The organism is Vibrio sp. RM-41-2B, assembly GCF_024744415.1.
GTDB classification, from domain to species: domain Bacteria; phylum Pseudomonadota; class Gammaproteobacteria; order Enterobacterales; family Vibrionaceae; genus Vibrio; species Vibrio diabolicus.
Genome location: NZ_JAMQWD010000017.1, coordinates 1 through 16,158 on the forward strand (window position 1 = coordinate 1; position 16,158 = coordinate 16,158).

The 16,158-nt window shown below is 47.7% G+C and carries 18 protein-coding genes; 9 read left to right on the forward strand and 9 right to left on the reverse strand.

Annotated elements, in window-relative coordinates:
• Positions 1–422 precede the first annotated feature (422 nt).
• A complete protein-coding gene (locus NB463_RS12555; RefSeq protein WP_047010297.1) occupies positions 423–971 on the forward strand; it encodes a gamma carbonic anhydrase family protein in 549 nt (182 codons plus the stop codon).
• A gap of 7 nt (positions 972–978) precedes the next feature.
• Here NB463_RS12555 and NB463_RS12560 read toward each other — a convergent pair whose 3' ends face one another.
• The 4 genes from NB463_RS12560 to NB463_RS12575 form a co-directional block, all read right to left on the reverse strand.
• Positions 979–1,242: a DUF1488 domain-containing protein gene (locus NB463_RS12560; protein WP_047010296.1), complete on the reverse strand. Its 264-nt coding sequence runs from the start codon at positions 1,240–1,242 to the stop codon at positions 979–981.
• Between the two features lie 3 nt (positions 1,243–1,245).
• Positions 1,246–2,079 (reverse strand): shikimate dehydrogenase, encoded by an 834-nt coding sequence (gene aroE, locus NB463_RS12565; protein ID WP_025796004.1) that lies wholly within the window; start codon positions 2,077–2,079, stop codon positions 1,246–1,248.
• A 101-nt stretch (positions 2,080–2,180) separates the two neighbouring features.
• The gene (gene hemF, locus NB463_RS12570) at positions 2,181–3,098 is read right to left on the reverse strand and encodes an oxygen-dependent coproporphyrinogen oxidase (protein WP_045607943.1); all 918 of its coding nucleotides are present in this window, start codon (positions 3,096–3,098) and stop codon (positions 2,181–2,183) included.
• A gap of 47 nt (positions 3,099–3,145) precedes the next feature.
• Entirely contained in the window at positions 3,146–3,703 is a 558-nt protein-coding gene (locus NB463_RS12575) for an L-threonylcarbamoyladenylate synthase (protein ID WP_047010295.1), read from the reverse strand.
• A gap of 199 nt (positions 3,704–3,902) precedes the next feature.
• Here NB463_RS12575 and purE point away from each other — a divergent pair, with 199 nt between their 5' ends.
• Both purE and NB463_RS12585 read left to right on the forward strand, forming a co-directional pair.
• Positions 3,903–4,388: a 5-(carboxyamino)imidazole ribonucleotide mutase gene (gene purE, locus NB463_RS12580; protein WP_047010294.1), complete on the forward strand. Its 486-nt coding sequence runs from the start codon at positions 3,903–3,905 to the stop codon at positions 4,386–4,388.
• A 4-nt stretch (positions 4,389–4,392) separates the two neighbouring features.
• Positions 4,393–5,514 carry a 5-(carboxyamino)imidazole ribonucleotide synthase gene (locus tag NB463_RS12585; protein WP_258431325.1) on the forward strand — a complete coding sequence of 374 codons (1,122 nt, stop codon included), beginning with the start codon at positions 4,393–4,395 and terminating at the stop codon, positions 5,512–5,514.
• 75 nt (positions 5,515–5,589) lie between these two features.
• Here the strand turns inward: NB463_RS12585 and NB463_RS12590 are convergent, their stop codons facing one another.
• From NB463_RS12590 to NB463_RS12605, 4 genes are all read right to left on the reverse strand, one after another.
• Positions 5,590–6,159 carry a DNA topoisomerase family protein gene (locus tag NB463_RS12590; protein WP_258431326.1) on the reverse strand — a complete coding sequence of 190 codons (570 nt, stop codon included), beginning with the start codon at positions 6,157–6,159 and terminating at the stop codon, positions 5,590–5,592.
• A 76-nt stretch (positions 6,160–6,235) separates the two neighbouring features.
• The gene (locus NB463_RS12595; RefSeq protein WP_005379074.1) at positions 6,236–6,715 is read right to left on the reverse strand and encodes a DUF494 family protein; all 480 of its coding nucleotides are present in this window, start codon (positions 6,713–6,715) and stop codon (positions 6,236–6,238) included.
• Positions 6,716–6,717: 2 nt separating this feature from the next.
• Complete coding sequence (gene dprA / locus NB463_RS12600) at positions 6,718–7,827, reverse strand: DNA-processing protein DprA (protein WP_258431327.1); 1,110 nt, start codon at positions 7,825–7,827, stop codon at positions 6,718–6,720.
• Positions 7,811–8,905: a LysM peptidoglycan-binding domain-containing protein gene (locus tag NB463_RS12605; protein ID WP_017635610.1), complete on the reverse strand. Its 1,095-nt coding sequence runs from the start codon at positions 8,903–8,905 to the stop codon at positions 7,811–7,813. The genes dprA and NB463_RS12605 overlap by 17 nt, the downstream gene beginning before the upstream one ends.
• A 138-nt stretch (positions 8,906–9,043) precedes the next feature.
• On the opposite strand from NB463_RS12605, the gene def reads away from it, so the two are divergent.
• The 6 genes from def (at position 9,044) to NB463_RS12635 (ending at position 15,413) form a co-directional block, all read left to right on the forward strand.
• Positions 9,044–9,562, forward strand: coding sequence for a peptide deformylase (gene def, locus NB463_RS12610; RefSeq protein ID WP_005379068.1), 519 nt, complete (start codon positions 9,044–9,046; stop codon positions 9,560–9,562).
• 33 nt (positions 9,563–9,595) lie between these two features.
• Entirely contained in the window at positions 9,596–10,543 is a 948-nt protein-coding gene (gene fmt / locus NB463_RS12615) for a methionyl-tRNA formyltransferase (protein WP_005394039.1), read from the forward strand.
• Between the two features lie 80 nt (positions 10,544–10,623).
• Positions 10,624–11,907: a 16S rRNA (cytosine(967)-C(5))-methyltransferase RsmB gene (gene rsmB, locus NB463_RS12620; protein ID WP_025628789.1), complete on the forward strand. Its 1,284-nt coding sequence runs from the start codon at positions 10,624–10,626 to the stop codon at positions 11,905–11,907.
• A gap of 64 nt (positions 11,908–11,971) precedes the next feature.
• Positions 11,972–13,348, forward strand: a complete 1,377-nt coding sequence (gene trkA, locus NB463_RS12625; protein ID WP_005394041.1) for a Trk system potassium transporter TrkA — start codon at positions 11,972–11,974, stop codon at positions 13,346–13,348.
• Between the two features lie 9 nt (positions 13,349–13,357).
• Positions 13,358–14,803 carry a TrkH family potassium uptake protein gene (locus tag NB463_RS12630; RefSeq protein ID WP_006742925.1) on the forward strand — a complete coding sequence of 482 codons (1,446 nt, stop codon included), beginning with the start codon at positions 13,358–13,360 and terminating at the stop codon, positions 14,801–14,803.
• 25 nt (positions 14,804–14,828) lie between these two features.
• Positions 14,829–15,413 carry a DUF3157 family protein gene (locus NB463_RS12635; RefSeq protein ID WP_185090727.1) on the forward strand — a complete coding sequence of 195 codons (585 nt, stop codon included), beginning with the start codon at positions 14,829–14,831 and terminating at the stop codon, positions 15,411–15,413.
• A 38-nt stretch (positions 15,414–15,451) separates the two neighbouring features.
• Here the strand turns inward: NB463_RS12635 and trhA are convergent, their stop codons facing one another.
• Positions 15,452–16,105 carry a PAQR family membrane homeostasis protein TrhA gene (trhA, locus tag NB463_RS12640; protein WP_005394044.1) on the reverse strand — a complete coding sequence of 218 codons (654 nt, stop codon included), beginning with the start codon at positions 16,103–16,105 and terminating at the stop codon, positions 15,452–15,454.
• Between the last annotated feature and the right edge of the window lie 53 nt (positions 16,106–16,158).

The following is a 16,158-nucleotide window of genomic DNA, read 5'->3' on the forward strand; positions in this document are numbered from 1 at the left end:
ATTCAATGGTCACTTCGTATCATTGAAACCTAATTTGATACCGAAGTATCGAATTGGATTATCATCAACGAGTGCCCACACAGATTGATAGGTCTATATTGTTAAAGAGCTTTTCCTGTTGAGCTTTGCTCAAAACAGGACGGCCATTTTAGCGAGTTAAAGTTTAGTGTCAATCACTTTTTTCAAACTTTCTTCAAGCGTTTCCGCTTGGCTAATTTGGCTTGCTAACCTCAACTTCGTTTCTTTCGAAGCGTTGCCGTGTCAGCGAGGTGGCATTATAGAGATTGCGATCACATTGGCAAGCCCTTTTTCACGTTTTTTTTGATTTTTTTATCGTTTGGGTGTTTTTTATTCTAAAAGGCGAGTTTTCACTACTATTCTACCTCCATGTCCCCTGTACTCGCCTCTAATAAGGAGAAAAGATGAGCTCAATTAGAAGCTACAAAGGTATAAAGCCTCAACTTGGTGAGCGTGTTTACGTTGACTCAACCTCAGTGTTAGTCGGAGATATCCGTATTGGGGACGATTCTAGCATTTGGCCATTAGTAGCGGCACGAGGCGATGTGAACCACATTCACATTGGTGATCGAACTAATATTCAAGATGGCAGTGTTTTGCATGTCACCCATAAGAACGCCGAAAACCCAAACGGCTACCCACTTATCATTGGCAATGACGTTACGATTGGCCACAAAGTGATGCTGCACGGTTGTGAGATCCACGATCGTGTTTTGGTTGGTATGGGAGCTATTGTTTTAGATGCTGTTGTAATTGAGTCAGAGGTGATGATCGGAGCAGGCAGTTTAGTGCCACCTGGGAAAGTATTAGAAAGTGGCTACTTATATGTTGGAAGCCCAGTAAAGCAAGCTCGCCCTCTATCAGAAAAAGAACGAGCTTTCTTGCAAAAGTCTGCCAATAACTATGTTCAAAACAAAAACGACTACTTACATGAAATAGAAGACTTGAACTAAAGGTCTGTTAGCCGATGATAATATGGCCTTCTTCGTTGAAGGCTTCACCTTCTATTAACTCTTCTGCTATTTCTTCCAGATCAAATCGGTAGTCAATAAAAGCAGAGATCACGGCCTGCTCCGTATCTAACTCTGAGCCAGATAACTTTTCTAACTTTTGTTTCGTCACAAAGCATTCTATTAGCGCACCAGATTGTTGCGCCGCAAAGTTTACTGATTGTGATACTTCATCCCATGATTGCATGTCTGGGAATAAGATGGATTGATTCATCGCTTATTGACCTTCAAGGTTCTTTCTTAATTCACGCAAAATCTGTTTGGCTCCAGGACGAAGACCGCGCCATAACATAAAACTCTCAGCAGCTTGGCCAACTAACATACCTAAACCATCATAAGCATGTGCCGCACCGTGTTGCTTAGCCCATTGGTTAAATGTGGTATCACCTTTGCCATACATCATGTCGTAGCTTGTACTATTGGCGGCGAACACCGAGGAAGAGATCGCAGGTAACTCACCACTCAATGATGCAGACGTAGAGTTGATTATGACATCGAACTCTTCAGCAATGGTATTCATCTCTTTTGCTGTAACAGGGCCATACGCAGAAAACAATTCTGCCAATTCTTCGGCTTTAGAAAATGTACGATTAGTTATCGTTAGAGATGTTGGTTTTTGATCGAGCAATGGTTTAATCACACCTCGAGCGGCACCACCAGCTCCTATGATCAGGATACGTGCACCTTCTAAAACGACTTGATGCTGCAACAAGTCTTGCACTAAGCCTGCACCATCGGTGTTATCACCAATGATTTCACCATCATCAAGCTTCTTAAGTGTATTCACTGCTCCAGCAAGCTGAGCACGCTCGGTCAAACGGCTGGCAAATTGATAGGCATCTTCTTTAAAAGGCAAGGTCACGTTACAGCCTTTGCCGCCGTCAGCAAAAAATGCTTTCGCCGCCTCGATAAATCCACCCACAGGCGCACATTCTGCGGTGTATGTTAGGGACTGATTAGTTTGGCGAGCAAAGAGTGTATGGATAAATGGCGACTTGCTGTGCCCGATAGGGTTACCAAACACGGCGTAACGATCGATTTGCAGGGTCATTTCCTTACCTTTATTCCTTACTTAGATATAGAGAAAACAGGGCCATCTGATTACAGATGACCCTATCACTATCTATCTATATAGAAAAGGAGATTCCGTGCTTACCATTCGCGTGGTTTCAGGTATCGATCGTAAAGTTCGGCTTCAGGCGTTCCTGCTTCTGGTTCGTAGCGGTACTCCCATCGCGCTAACGGCGGCATCGACATCAGAATCGACTCGGTACGCCCACCACTTTGTAAACCGAATAAAGTGCCACGGTCGTACACTAAGTTGAACTCAACATAACGACCACGACGGTAAAGTTGGAATTCACGTTCGCGCTCGCCATATTCGATGTCTTTACGACGAGACACGATCGGCAAATAAGCTTGGCAATAGCCTTCACCCACCGCTTTGATGTAATCAAAACACTTATCAAACTCCCAGTGATTCAAATCATCAAAGAACAAACCACCAACACCACGAGTTTCATTTCGATGTGGCAAGAAGAAGTACTTATCACACCACGCTTTGTGTTCAGCATATACTTCTTCACCAAATGGGGCACAGATTGCCTTAGCTGTATCGTGCCATGACTGACAATCTTCTTCGAAAGGATAGAAAGGAGTCAGGTCGAAACCACCACCAAACCACCAAATTGGGTCTTCGCCCTCTTTCTCGGCGATAAAGAAACGCACATTCGCATGAGAAGTTGGGACGTAAGGGTTTTTGGGATGGATAACCAAAGAGACCCCCATCGCTTCAAAACGGCGACCCGCTAGCTCCGGACGATGTGCCGTCGCAGATGCTGGCATTTCTTTCCCTTCCACATGCGAGAAGTTCACCCCACCCTGCTCGAAAACAAGGCCATCACGCAGAACACGTGAGCGACCACCGCCACCAAGACGTTCGCCCGGTTCACGATGCCATGCATCCTCGACAAAGACGGCCTTTCCATCTTCTTGTTCTAACTGCTGACAAATGGAGTCCTGAAGTGACATCAGGAACTGCTTTACGGCGTACTTATCGATTGCTGACATACGTTATTACCTATTACGTGATACCTATTGATGGCTGGCAAGCAGGGTTAGCCCTGTCTTAATATTTGTGAAGTTTTGGCGTCACGAATCTCGCTGGGTTTATCACGGCCGCTGGTTTCACCACGAAGAATGGCCACCAGCTTGTCACCCAATTGCTGCTCTACCTCTTCCGTGGTCATACATGGTGGTAAGCCGGAAAGATTCGCGCTGGTAGAGGTTAACGGCTTTCCGAATGCATTACACATCTTTTGAACCAAAGGATGATCAGTCACACGAACTGCAATTGAATCAAACTGCCCTGAAACCCAGTTGGAGACTTTATCGCTCGCAGGCATGATCCAAGTGTATGGACCTGGCCAAGTTGCATGAACGGTCGCTAATTGTTCTCGAGTCAGTTGAGATTCATCAATATACGGCAAGAGTTGCTCATAACTTGCAGCGATCAGAATCAGCCCTTTTTCCACCGGGCGCTGCTTGATCTCCAGCAGTTTTTGAATTGCTTCTGGGTTATCTGGATCGCATCCGACACCAAAAACCCCTTCTGTTGGGTAGGCAATCACTTCGCCTTGTTGTAGTGCGTTGAGCACTTGTTCAAAGTTATCCACCGATTACTTCCTGATTGTCTGACTGTATTATTTTCACTAAGTGTACAAATATTCATTATCAGACACTAAAGCAATTTTTTTATAAAATGTATCAATAGCGACAACAACAAGACGCAAACGTTTGCTTGAGATAAAAATCCCCGTATAATGCGCACAAATTTATCAGCTCACCTAATTTTGCAGCTTGAAGGAGTTTGAGATGAAAGTCGGTATCATCATGGGTTCTAAATCCGATTGGCCAACCATGAAACTAGCAGCATATATGCTAGACCAATTTGGCGTACCTTACGAAACAAAAGTCGTGTCAGCACACCGAACTCCTCAATTACTGGCGGACTACGCCAGCAGCGCGAAAGAACGTGGTATCAAAGTGATCATCGCTGGTGCAGGCGGTGCGGCTCACCTACCAGGTATGGCAGCTGCATTTACTAGCATACCTGTACTCGGTGTTCCAGTTCAGTCTCGCGCACTAAAAGGCATGGATTCACTGCTCTCTATTGTACAGATGCCAAAGGGAATTGCGGTTGGTACATTGGCGATTGGCGAAGCGGGCGCAGCAAACGCCGGTATCCTAGCAGCGCAAATCCTAGGCACTCATGATGAAAACATCATGGCGAAGGTAGAAGCATTCCGTAATGAGCAAACGGAAACAGTTCTCGCAAATCCAAACCCTGCAGAGGATTAATCAGATGCATGTACTGGTTCTTGGTGCGGGTCAGTTGGCTCGTATGATGTCTCTGGCTGGTGCGCCACTGAATATTCAAATTTCAGCTTACGATGTCACCAACGGTGATGTAGTTCATCCTTTAACTCAACAGGTACTTGGCCATGGCTTGGAAAATGCGATTACGCAAGTTGATGTGATTACTGCCGAGTTCGAGCATATTCCACATGACGTGCTTAAGGTTTGCGAAGCGAGCGGCAAGTTCCTACCAAGTACGCAAGCCATCAAAGCAGGTGGTGATCGCCGTATTGAAAAAGCACTGCTTGATGATGCTGGCGTGCGTAATGCCAAGTACTACGTGATTGAGACACGTGAGGATTTTGAACGCGCAATTGAACATGTTGGCATGCCTATGGTGCTGAAAAGTGCATTGGGTGGTTACGATGGTAAAGGCCAATGGCGCTTGAAAGAAGCGGCTCAGATCGAGACGATCTGGGCAGAAATGACGGAGTGCATTGCAGCAACACCAACTCAAGCCATTGTGGCTGAGGAGTTTGTTCCTTTTAACCGCGAAGTATCACTTGTAGGTGCTCGCGGTAAAGATGGCAGCGTTGAAGTGTACCCTCTAGCAGAAAACGTTCACATCAATGGCGTACTGAGCTTATCCACCGCAATTGATGCGCCAGAACTTCAAGCGCAAGCCAAGCAGATGCTCACGGCCGTCGCAGATAGCCTAGATTACGTTGGTGTATTGGCGCTCGAATTCTTTGATATCGATGGCACACTGTTAGTGAATGAGATTGCCCCACGAGTGCACAACTCTGGTCACTGGACACAGCAAGGTGCAGAAACCTGTCAGTTCGAGAACCACCTGCGCGCCGTATGCGGCTTGCCGTTAGGCAGCACCAAACTGATTCGCGAAACCTCGATGGTGAATATTCTTGGTGAAGATACGTTGCCAGAAGCGCTTCTCGCCATGGATGGTTGTCACATCCATTGGTACGGCAAAGAGAAGCGTGAAGGGCGAAAAATGGGTCACATCAACGTATGCGGTGACTACCCAGGAGAATTACACCGTAGGTTGTGCGCTCTCGCGGATGTCTTAGATCCAATGGCATTCCCAGCCGTGCACGAGTTTGCGAAATAAGCATAACGCTAAAATCTAGCCCCAAAAACCACAAAGGGTCGCACGATGCGACCCTTTTTAATTCCTTTGATGTATTTACCCTTGTTGGGTGTGCTGGCACTTACGGTTGGCACATTGCAATTTCACACCACTGGCGAGTTTCTTCTCCACCAACAAAGTAAAACCACATTCTTCGCATCTCCCTTTAACCGGAGGGAGATTCACTGCAAATTTGCATTTAGGGTAGTTATCACATGCGTAGAAAGTTTTACCAAAGCGCGTCTTACGTTCAACTAAATGACCTTTACCACATTCAGGACACGCGTGTTTCTCTTGCGGCTGCTTTTCTGGCTCAGGTTGATTAATCGACTCAATATGATGGCAAGCCGGATAGTTACTGCAACCAACAAACATGCCATAACGCCCTTGCCGTAATACCAACTCGTTACCACAATCTGGACAAGGAACGCCAAGCTCTTTGACGATGTGTCCATCATTGTTGTGCAGGGCTTTGATGTAATCACAGCTTGGGTAGTGGCTACAGCCAAGAAAGGGACCGTGTTTGCCATGTTTGAGGATCAATTCACTGCCACATTTAGGACACGGCTCGTGTTCCAAAGCGTGTTCATGGGCAGAGAAAAGGGTGTTGTCGATTTTACTACTCATACTTACCGTTTCGTGAAAAACACACAAAAAGACAAGCTCGCGTTTATTCTAGCTAAACTCGAACTTGCCCAGATGGTTAGTGAAGAATCCCTTGTTCCTTGGTGTACAACAGCTCTTCCATTAGCGTGTAAGCGTTTTCGTTGCCAGGCACATTAAACAGCACCATCAGAATGATCCATTTGAGGTCTTCAAGCTCAAACTCACTCGTTTCTAATCCCATCACTCGGTCAATCACCATTTCGCGAGTTTCTGTGGTTAACACATTGATTTGCTCGAGAAACAATAGAAACCCTCGGCATTCCAAATCTAAACGCTGCATCTCTTTCGCTGTGTAGATACGAGTTGATGACGAAGCCATGCAAGTCGAGATTGCAGAAGAGGTGTCACTTTGCTGCAATGCGGCAAGCTCTTCTAACCAGACAAGGGCTTTGTAGATATCTTTTTGTTGGAAGCCTGCACGAAGCAACTCTTCTTCCAACTCGTCTTGTTCGACCTGTAACTCTGCATCGCTATGGATGTAGGTTTCGAATAGATACATCAGTATATCCATCATCATAGCTAGCCCCTCCCCTTTCGAATATAGCCACCTGAAACCGCAACGACATGCCCAGAGAGTTCTAACTCTAAGAGCTGCATCATGACTTCTTGGACAGGTATATTGGTCCTGTTTGCAAGAATATCAACCGGTGTAGCTTCACTTCCTACGTTAGCTAACAGCTGAGGAAATGGCAATTCTTCTTCTTCATTTAACGTAGAAAATAAATCGGTACTCTGATTAATAGACCAATCAAGCAAGGACTGTATTTCATCTAAGACATCTTTCGTCTTTTCTACGAGGCAAGCGCCATGACGTATCAACTGGTTTCCACCGCAGGCATTGGGGGCATTGATTGACGCTGGCAGCGCAAATACTTCTCGACCTTGCTCAAGCGCGTAACGAGCTGTAATTAACGAGCCGCTCTTTTTCGCCGCCTCGACGACCAGTACACCAAGCGATAATCCACTAATAATACGATTACGACGCGGGAAGTTTTCTGGGCGCGGCTTGGCATTAGGCCGAAACTCAGACACCAAAGCCCCGTGTTCAATAACACGTTGCGCTAAACTACGATGACGTGCTGGATAAATATTTGCTAAACCAGATCCTAGCACCGCAATCGTCTTACCACCCGCTTGCAACGCACCATCATGCGCATGACCATCAATGCCTAAAGCGAGACCACTGGTGACAATAAAATCGTGCTGAACAAACTCTGCAGCAAACTGACGTGCATGCTGTAATCCATCAATACTCGCATTTCGACTGCCAACCATCGCGATTTGTGGCTGAGAGAGACAAGTAGGGTTTCCTTGAACAAAAAGTAGAGGTGGCGGTGCAACGATTTGTTTGAGTTGAGGTGGATAACGCGGGTCAGTCAGTGTCAGGATATGATGATTTGTAGAAGCCTCAAGCCAGCTTAAACAAGCATCGACTTCTTTATCTGTTGAAGCCCAAGCTTGAATTTGCTTAGTTGTTAACCCAAGTTGTTGTAGCTGTTCAGGAGAGAAGTTTACGATGTTACGTGGCGTGTCTCTTGCCAGTAGCTTATTCATTTTGACGCCGCCAATGCCTGGTAAACAACTCAGTTTTAACCAGGCAGCGAGATCATCGTTATTTCGTCGATTCATCGATGGTTAATTCGTCCGCCAACGGTGACACCACCGAAATATCTTGGTTAATGGGTTTAGTACTGTTAGTGATCAGTGCCAAGCTAAAGTACTCATAAGGACGAATGACCAGCAACTCACCAACTTTGCTTTGAGGCAAAGTAATTTTCTTATCAAGCACGCCAAACTCTTTCTTGAACTCATCGCCGTCTTTGTAAACTGGGTGCGCGTCTTCTTTTAAATCAAACACACTGCCTTGCTTCAGATTGTCTGACGTGCCTTTATCAATCACCACGACTTGGTTAGTTGAACTAAAGCGAATACCTTCGATATTACCTAGCAACTTTGCCGAACTGCCTTGTGGCGACGGCAGCGGGTAGAACGTAGTCGTGAAGTCAGTATTCTCAACCGATTGATTTGGCAACGCGATATCGTTACGTAGAATTTCTTGCATCTGCGATGTAAGCTTCAAACCTGAATAATCACTCGAAGCTTCAACGAGCTCGCCTTTGGCAATCAAACGCAGCGCGGTAATCTCTTCGGACACATCGTCACGCGAAAAGGTAGCTACTGGTCGGTAAATAGCCCAACCTGTCGCGGTCTGATTACCATTGATATACAGCACATCTTCTGCAGTCAGATACTTACTGCCTTTGCTGCTACCCATCACTTTTGCTGCACTGTTCAACGCATCTTGATCCAGCAACCGATCCGATTTGAGGTAAGGCATCACCAAACCTTCCGCGACCGTTGGTACCGCTTTCTTTTCCGTGATACGTGCTTTCGGGCTCAGCTTCTTAACCGGTTTTAGGCTCAATACGGGCTGACCGTTAATCCACACCAAAGACAGCTTGTCACCGGGATAAATTAAATGAGGGTTGTCGATTTCCGGGTTTACTTGCCATAAACGAGGCCACAACCACGGGCTATCCAAGTACATGGCCGAAATATCCCATAGCGTATCGCCCTTCACGACTACATATGTTTGTGGCGCATCATCTTTAACAGTCAGTGGGTTTGCATCCACATTTGCTACAGCGTTGAAAGAGAAAAGTAACGGCAACGTAACACTGGCAACGTTGCGGAAAATTCGATTCATGACCCTCGTCCTTGGTCTATTAAGCAGGAACCAGAATGGAAATTGGTGCAAGGATGCTGTCATTTAGGCTATAAAATGTCTAGAATTGAGCCAACAAGGTTTGTGCTGTTTCGGCACAGTTCAATATTTCGAGTGAATATGTCTGTATTACAAGTATTAACATTCCCGGATGATCGCCTGCGCACAGTCGCAAAGCCTGTTGAAGCGGTGACGCCTGAGATTCAAAAAATCGTCGATGACATGATTGAAACCATGTACGACGAAGAAGGTATTGGCCTTGCTGCAACGCAGGTTGATATCCACAAACGTATCGTAGTGATTGATATTTCAGAAACTCGCGATGAGCCGATGGTGCTAATCAACCCTGAGATTCTGGAAAAGCGTGGCGAAGATGGCATCGAAGAAGGCTGTCTGTCGGTACCAGGTGCACGCGCACTTGTGCCTCGCGCTGCAGAAGTTACCGTTAAAGCACTGGATCGTGATGGCAAAGAGTTCACCTTTGAAGCCGACGACCTGCTAGCGATTTGTGTTCAACACGAGCTTGATCACCTACAAGGTAAGCTATTCGTGGATTACCTATCGCCACTGAAACGCAAACGCATTCAGGACAAGCTAGCAAAAATCAAACGCTTTAACGAGAAGCAGCAAAACGCTTAATCTCGAACCATACCAATTAGAAGGAAGCCTACCTTGAGTCAGTCTTTACGTATTGTCTTTGCAGGTACTCCGGATTTCGCCGCCCGTCACTTGGCGGCGTTGTTGTCTTCGGAGCATGAAGTCATCGCGGTTTACACAAACCCAGATCGTCCAGCGGGTCGTGGCAAGAAATTGGCTGCGCCACCGGTAAAACAACTGGCGCTGGAACACAACATCCCGGTTTACCAACCTGAAAGCTTTAAGTCCGACGAAGCGAAACAAGAACTTGCCGATCTGAACGCCGATCTCATGGTTGTCGTGGCGTACGGTATGCTACTGCCACAAGCGGTTCTTGATACCCCTAAACTGGGTTGTATCAACGTACATGGTTCTATCCTACCTCGTTGGCGTGGTGCGGCTCCAATCCAACGCTCTATTTGGGCGGGCGATGCAGAAACGGGCGTGACCATCATGCAGATGGACATCGGTCTCGACACTGGTGATATGCTGAAGATTGCAACTCTGCCAATCGAAGCGACAGATACCAGCGCTTCAATGTACGAAAAATTGGCTGAGCTTGGCCCAGAAGCCCTGATTGACTGCTTAGCCGACATTGCTGCGGGTAAAGCAGTGCCAGTGAAGCAAGACGATGAGCTAGCGAACTACGCGAAAAAACTCAGCAAAGAAGAAGCACGCATTAACTGGAACGACGATGCGGCTCACATTGAGCGCTGCGTTCGTGCATTTAACCCATGGCCAATGAGCCACTTTGAGGCGGCAGAAAACAGCATCAAAGTATGGCAAAGCCGTGTGGCAGAGCAAACCAGTGACAAGCCAGCCGGCACCATCTTGCAAGCAGATAAAACCGGTATTTATGTTGCGACAGGCAACGGCGTACTGGTGCTAGAACAACTGCAAGTTCCTGGCAAAAAAGCCATGTCAGTTCAGGATATTCTGAATTCGCGCGCGGCTTGGTTTGAAGTTGGTACTCTGCTGGTTTAAGCCATACTAGGGGTTATCATCCCCAATAATACGAACTTTTAGAGGGCAGAGATGCCCTCCTTTACTTTAAGGTACTCATCATGAATGTTCGCGCTGCGGCTGCTAACGTCCTGTATCTTGTCGTCGACAAGGGCCACTCACTTTCAAGCGCTCTTCCAGCGGCTCAACAAACGGTACGACCTCGTGACCACGCTCTGCTACAAGAGATCTGTTACGGTGCGCTACGTTACCTACCTCGCCTAGAAATGATCGCAAACCAGTTGATGGATAAGCCGCTCAAAGGCAAACAACGTGTATTCCATCACCTAATTCTGGTTGGTATTTACCAACTGAGCTTCATGCGTATTCCTGCGCACGCAGCTGTCGGTGAAACGGTTGAAGGCACTAAAGAGCTGAAAGGTCCTCGTCTGCGTGGTTTGATTAACGCTGTATTGCGTAACTACCAACGCAACCAAGAAGAACTCGACCAAATGGCCGTCAGCAACAACGCTGGCAAGTACGGTCACCCAAGCTGGTTACTAAAACTGCTGCAAGAGGCCTACCCACAGCAATGGGAAAGCATTGTTGAAGCGAACAACCAAAAAGCACCAATGTGGCTGCGTGTGAACCATCAGCACCACACTCGTGATGAATACCTTGCGCTACTCAAAAATGAAAACATTGATAGCACGCCACACACAGAAGCAATGGACGCCATAAAATTGGCCGCGCCATGTGACGTGATGAAGCTACCTGGTTTTGAGAAAGGTTGGGTTTCAGTGCAAGATGCGGCAGCGCAGCTCTCGATCAACTACCTAAAACCACAAGACGGCGAACTGATTTTAGATTGCTGTGCAGCGCCAGGTGGCAAGACGGCACACATTCTAGAGCGCACGTCGGGCAGTGAAGTGGTCGCGATTGACTGCGACGACACACGCTTGAAACGTGTGCATGAAAACCTGAAGCGTCTCAACCTTCAGGCAAAAGTGGTTTGCGGTGATGCGCGTAATCCACAAGAATGGTGGCAAGGCGAGCAATTTGATCGCATTTTGCTGGATGCCCCATGTTCTGCGACTGGTGTGATTCGTCGTCACCCAGACATCAAATGGCTACGTCGTGCAGACGACATCGCCGCACTAGCAGAGCTACAAAGTGAAATTTTTGATGCCATGTGGACGCAACTGAAACCCGGCGGCACAATGGTTTACGCGACTTGTTCAATCACACCGCAAGAAAACGTGGAGCAAGTAAAAGCGTTTTTAGCACGTACCGCGGATGCGCAACTGCTGGATTCTGATCCCGACCAGCCTGGTCGTCAAATTCTACCAGGCGAAGAAGACATGGATGGTTTCTACTACGCAGTGCTAACCAAAACACACGCGTAACAGCATGCTAAATAGGGCGATTGGAGTGATTTCAATCGCCTTTTTCAGATAACGAGAAAAGAGTATGAAGATCATTATTCTTGGTGCAGGTCAGGTTGGCGGCACACTGGCAGAAAACCTAGTGGGTGAAAACAACGACATCACCATCGTCGACAACAATGCCGACCGACTGCGTGAATTGCAGGACAAATACGACCTGCGTGTGGTCAATGGCCATGCGAGCCACCCCGACGTGCTGCATGAAGCTGGCGCGCAAGACGCCGATATGCTCGTCGCGGTGACCAACACTGATGAAACCAACATGGCCGCCTGCCAGGTCGCGTTCACTCTATTCAACACCCCAAACCGCGTTGCACGTATTCGCTCTCCAGAATATCTGGCCGAAAAAGAAGCCCTGTTTAAATCTGGCGCCATTCCTGTCGATCACCTTATCGCCCCAGAAGAACTCGTTACCAGCTACATCGAACGTCTGATCCAATACCCGGGCGCGCTGCAAGTGGTGAGCTTTGCTGAACAGAAAGTCAGCCTAGTGGCGGTAAAAGCCTACTACGGTGGCCCGTTGGTGGGTAACGCGCTGTCTGCTTTGCGTGAGCACATGCCACACATCGATACCCGTGTGGCAGCGATTTTCCGTCAAGGCCGTCCGATTCGCCCGCAAGGCACTACCATCATTGAAGCCGACGATGAAGTGTTCTTCGTTGCAGCAAGTAATCATATTCGCTCAGTGATGAGTGAACTTCAGCGCCTAGAAAAACCGTACCGCCGCATCATGATTGTTGGCGGGGGTAACATTGGTGCCAGTCTCGCAAAGCGCTTAGAACAAAACTACAGCGTGAAGCTGATTGAACGTAACTACCAACGTGCAGAAAAACTGTCAGAAGAGCTAGAAAACACCATCGTGTTCTGCGGCGACGCGGCAGACCAAGAGCTTCTCTCGGAAGAGAACATCGACCAAGTCGACGTCTTCATCGCGCTGACCAACGAAGATGAAACCAACATCATGTCTGCGATGTTGGCAAAACGCATGGGTGCGAAAAAAGTAATGGTGCTGATCCAACGTGGCGCTTATGTAGATCTGGTACAAGGCGGCGTAATTGATGTGGCCATCTCACCACAGCAAGCGACCATTTCCGCCTTGCTGACGCACGTGCGTCGCGCTGATATCGTAAACGTGTCCTCACTTCGTCGCGGCGCTGCGGAAGCAATTGAAGCCGTCGCTCACGGTGATGAAAGTACATCCAAAGTGGTTGGACGTGCGATTGGAGATATTAAGCTCCCACCTGGGACCACCATTGGTGCTATCGTTCGTGGCGAAGAAGTCCTTATTGCCCACGACCGTACAGTCATCGAGCAGGATGACCATGTGGTGATGTTCCTGGTCAACAAAAAATACGTATCAGACGTCGAAGCGCTATTCCAGCCGAGTCCATTCTTCCTCTAGGATTTTCCTATGGTCAACTTACGTCCCGTACTGTTTGTTATCGGGCTGGTTTTATCCAAACTGGCCCTGTTTATGTACGTGCCGACTTTGGTCGCTTTCTTTACCGGTACGGGGGGATTCCTCGATTTCGCCCAAGCCGTTGTGATCACGCACCTTGCCGCCTTCATTTGCCTAACGATCGGTCGAACCGCCAAGTTCAAACTCAGCGTACGCGATATGTTCCTCATCACCAGTTTGGTTTGGACCATCGCCAGTGCGTTTGCCGCCTTGCCGTTTGTGTTCATCAACCACATCAGCTTCACCGACGCCTACTTCGAAACGATGTCGGGTATCACCACGACGGGCTCAACGGTGCTCAGTGGCCTAGACAACATGGCGCCGAGCATCTTGCTGTGGCGCTCTATTTTGCAGTGGCTTGGGGGGATTGGTTTTATCGTAATGGCGGTGGCGGTGCTACCTATGCTCAATGTCGGTGGTATGAAGCTATTCCAAACCGAATCATCCGATTGGTCGGATAAAAGTAGCCCGAGAGCGAAAACGGTCGCCAAAAACATCGTAGCGGTTTATTTGATGCTTACTGGCTTATGCATTGTAGGCTACTTGGTCACCGGCATGAACCTGTTTGAAGCGATCAATCACGCCTTTACCACGCTATCAACGGGCGGATACTCTACATCTGACGGGTCGATGAACCACTTCTCTAATGGCGCACATTGGGTAGCAACCACCTTTATGTTCCTAGGTGGCTTGCCATTTTTGCTCTTCATCGCCGCGTTACGTAAACGCCGTATTGATGTATTGGTTAACGACGCTCAAGTTCGAGGATTCGCGTACCTGTTCGTGTTCTCAAGCTTAGTGATTTCAGCCTGGCTAGTGATTCGAGATGGATACACCATTCTGGATGCGCTGCGAGTGTCGATGTTTAATATCGTCTCAGTCGTCACCACAACCGGCTTTGGCTTAGAGGACTTCACCGCGTGGGGCGCATTACCCACAACTCTTTTTGCCTTCTTAATGATGGCGGGTGCATGTTCGGGGTCAACGTCTGGTGGGATCAAAATCTTCCGTTTCCAAATCGCAATGACACTGCTGAACAAACAGATGATGAAATTGATTCACCCTTCAGGTGTGTTTGTACAGCGCTACAACCAACGCCCAGTGAATGATGACATTGTTCGCTCGGTGGTCGCGTTTGGCTTGATGTTCTTTATCACCATAATCTTCATCGCGGGTTGCTTGAGTGCGCTGGGTTTAGACCCCATCACTAGCATCTCTGGTGCCATCACTGCGGTAGCCAACGTCGGCCCGGGTATGGGAAGCGTGATTGGACCGACGGGTAACTTCGCGCCTCTGCCAGATACCGCCAAGTGGCTTCTGAGCTTTGGCATGTTGATGGGCCGCTTGGAAATTCTGACTATTCTTGTACTGTTCTTCCCTGCGTTTTGGCGCCGTTAAGCAGACACAAATAAAAGGTATAACAATGAAAACATGGATCACTCTGGCGACCCTACTTGCCGCCTCATCCACATACGCCGCTGAAGTCATCACTTTAGCCGATGGTCGAGAAGTGAAGTTAAACGATGACTTTACTTGGGAATACGTCATGAAAAAACCTGCGCAGCAAGCAACAGAGACGCAAGCAACAACAGGTGCGGTTGAAACGATCGCAGCTCCCGCAATTGCGACAATTCCAGTAGTGACGAAAACTGTTGGCACTACCGTGGTAGTAAACGCCAAAAAGCCAACCATGCAGCTGTCTGACTCTGGTGTCGACGTACTGATTGGCTCCGCGAGCTATCAAGATGGTGAGCTCGTACTGCCAACGTCCATTACCAATCAAAGCTCACAATCGGTGATTCAAGTTGAAGTGGAAGTTCAGGTATTTGATATGTCTGGCCAGCAACTGGCGAAAGAAAAAGTCACAGTTTGGCAATCCATCAAGCGAATGGCGGATACTTACCTGCGACCAAAACAAGCAGAACAGGGTAAAAGCATCAAACTGGCAGTGCCGCAGTCTCAGCAATACCAGTTTTCAGCCAAAGTGTTAGAAGTGAAAACTCGTTAATGTGATAACACATGTTTTGTCGAGCTCATATCTATCCGTTAGATAGGCTCGACAAAATAATAAATTGCGAAGAAGTGACACACACAACCCGCTAAAACGAAGCCGTGCCAAATCGCATGATTGAATGGGATACGCTTCGCAACGTAGAAAATCACTCCCAGTGAATACACTATCCCACCAGCTGCGAGTAATGTCAGTCCGCCAATATCCAAGTTGATCGCCAACTGATAAATCACAATCAACGACAGCCAGCCCATGACCAAATACGTCATTAAGGAAAGCTTTTTAAATCGGTAAACAAACGCGACTTTCATTATGATGCCGAGTAGAGCGATGGTCCAGATAACAATCATCAAACCAAACGCGAGCGGCGTACGTAAACTCACCAACAAAAAAGGCGTGTAACTGCCAGCAATGAGCAGATAAATGGCACAGTGATCGAAGGTTTTTAGCCATCGTTTAGCGTTGGGGTGCGGAATTGCGTGATACAGCGTCGAAGCCAAAAATAGCACGATAATACTCGCACCGTAGACAGCCATACTGGCCAGCGTCAGCGTATCAGCTTGCTGGTCTATGGCTTTGATTAGCAGCAGTATCAGGCCAACAATACCAAAAATCATCCCAATGCCATGAGTGATGGTATTAGCCAGTTCTTCGCGTTGACTGTATTGAGGTTTCTGCAGTTCAGACATCAATGCGCCTATACTAGAGTTTGAAATTTGCTCTAGTATGGCACATTAGGCTT

Excerpts from the sequence above, each read along its gene's own strand:
- NB463_RS12630 (WP_006742925.1), top strand. The coding sequence starts at position 13,358 with ATGGTCAACTTACGTCCCGTACTGTTTGTTATCGGGCTGGTTTTATCC.
- rsmB (WP_025628789.1), top strand. The coding sequence starts at position 10,624 with ATGAATGTTCGCGCTGCGGCTGCTAACGTCCTGTATCTTGTCGTCGAC.
- NB463_RS12595 (WP_005379074.1), bottom strand. The coding sequence starts at position 6,715 with ATGATGATGGATATACTGATGTATCTATTCGAAACCTACATCCATAGC.
- def (WP_005379068.1), top strand. The coding sequence starts at position 9,044 with ATGTCTGTATTACAAGTATTAACATTCCCGGATGATCGCCTGCGCACA.
- NB463_RS12585 (WP_258431325.1), top strand. The coding sequence starts at position 4,393 with ATGCATGTACTGGTTCTTGGTGCGGGTCAGTTGGCTCGTATGATGTCT.
- trkA (WP_005394041.1), top strand. The coding sequence starts at position 11,972 with ATGAAGATCATTATTCTTGGTGCAGGTCAGGTTGGCGGCACACTGGCA.
- aroE (WP_025796004.1), bottom strand. The coding sequence starts at position 2,079 with ATGACCCTGCAAATCGATCGTTACGCCGTGTTTGGTAACCCTATCGGG.
- trhA (WP_005394044.1), bottom strand. The coding sequence starts at position 16,105 with ATGTCTGAACTGCAGAAACCTCAATACAGTCAACGCGAAGAACTGGCT.
- NB463_RS12635 (WP_185090727.1), top strand. The coding sequence starts at position 14,829 with ATGAAAACATGGATCACTCTGGCGACCCTACTTGCCGCCTCATCCACA.
- hemF (WP_045607943.1), bottom strand. The coding sequence starts at position 3,098 with ATGTCAGCAATCGATAAGTACGCCGTAAAGCAGTTCCTGATGTCACTT.
- NB463_RS12560 (WP_047010296.1), bottom strand. The coding sequence starts at position 1,242 with ATGAATCAATCCATCTTATTCCCAGACATGCAATCATGGGATGAAGTA.
- purE (WP_047010294.1), top strand. The coding sequence starts at position 3,903 with ATGAAAGTCGGTATCATCATGGGTTCTAAATCCGATTGGCCAACCATG.
- NB463_RS12555 (WP_047010297.1), top strand. The coding sequence starts at position 423 with ATGAGCTCAATTAGAAGCTACAAAGGTATAAAGCCTCAACTTGGTGAG.
- NB463_RS12605 (WP_017635610.1), bottom strand. The coding sequence starts at position 8,905 with ATGAATCGAATTTTCCGCAACGTTGCCAGTGTTACGTTGCCGTTACTT.
- NB463_RS12590 (WP_258431326.1), bottom strand. The coding sequence starts at position 6,159 with ATGAGTAGTAAAATCGACAACACCCTTTTCTCTGCCCATGAACACGCT.
- dprA (WP_258431327.1), bottom strand. The coding sequence starts at position 7,827 with ATGAATCGACGAAATAACGATGATCTCGCTGCCTGGTTAAAACTGAGT.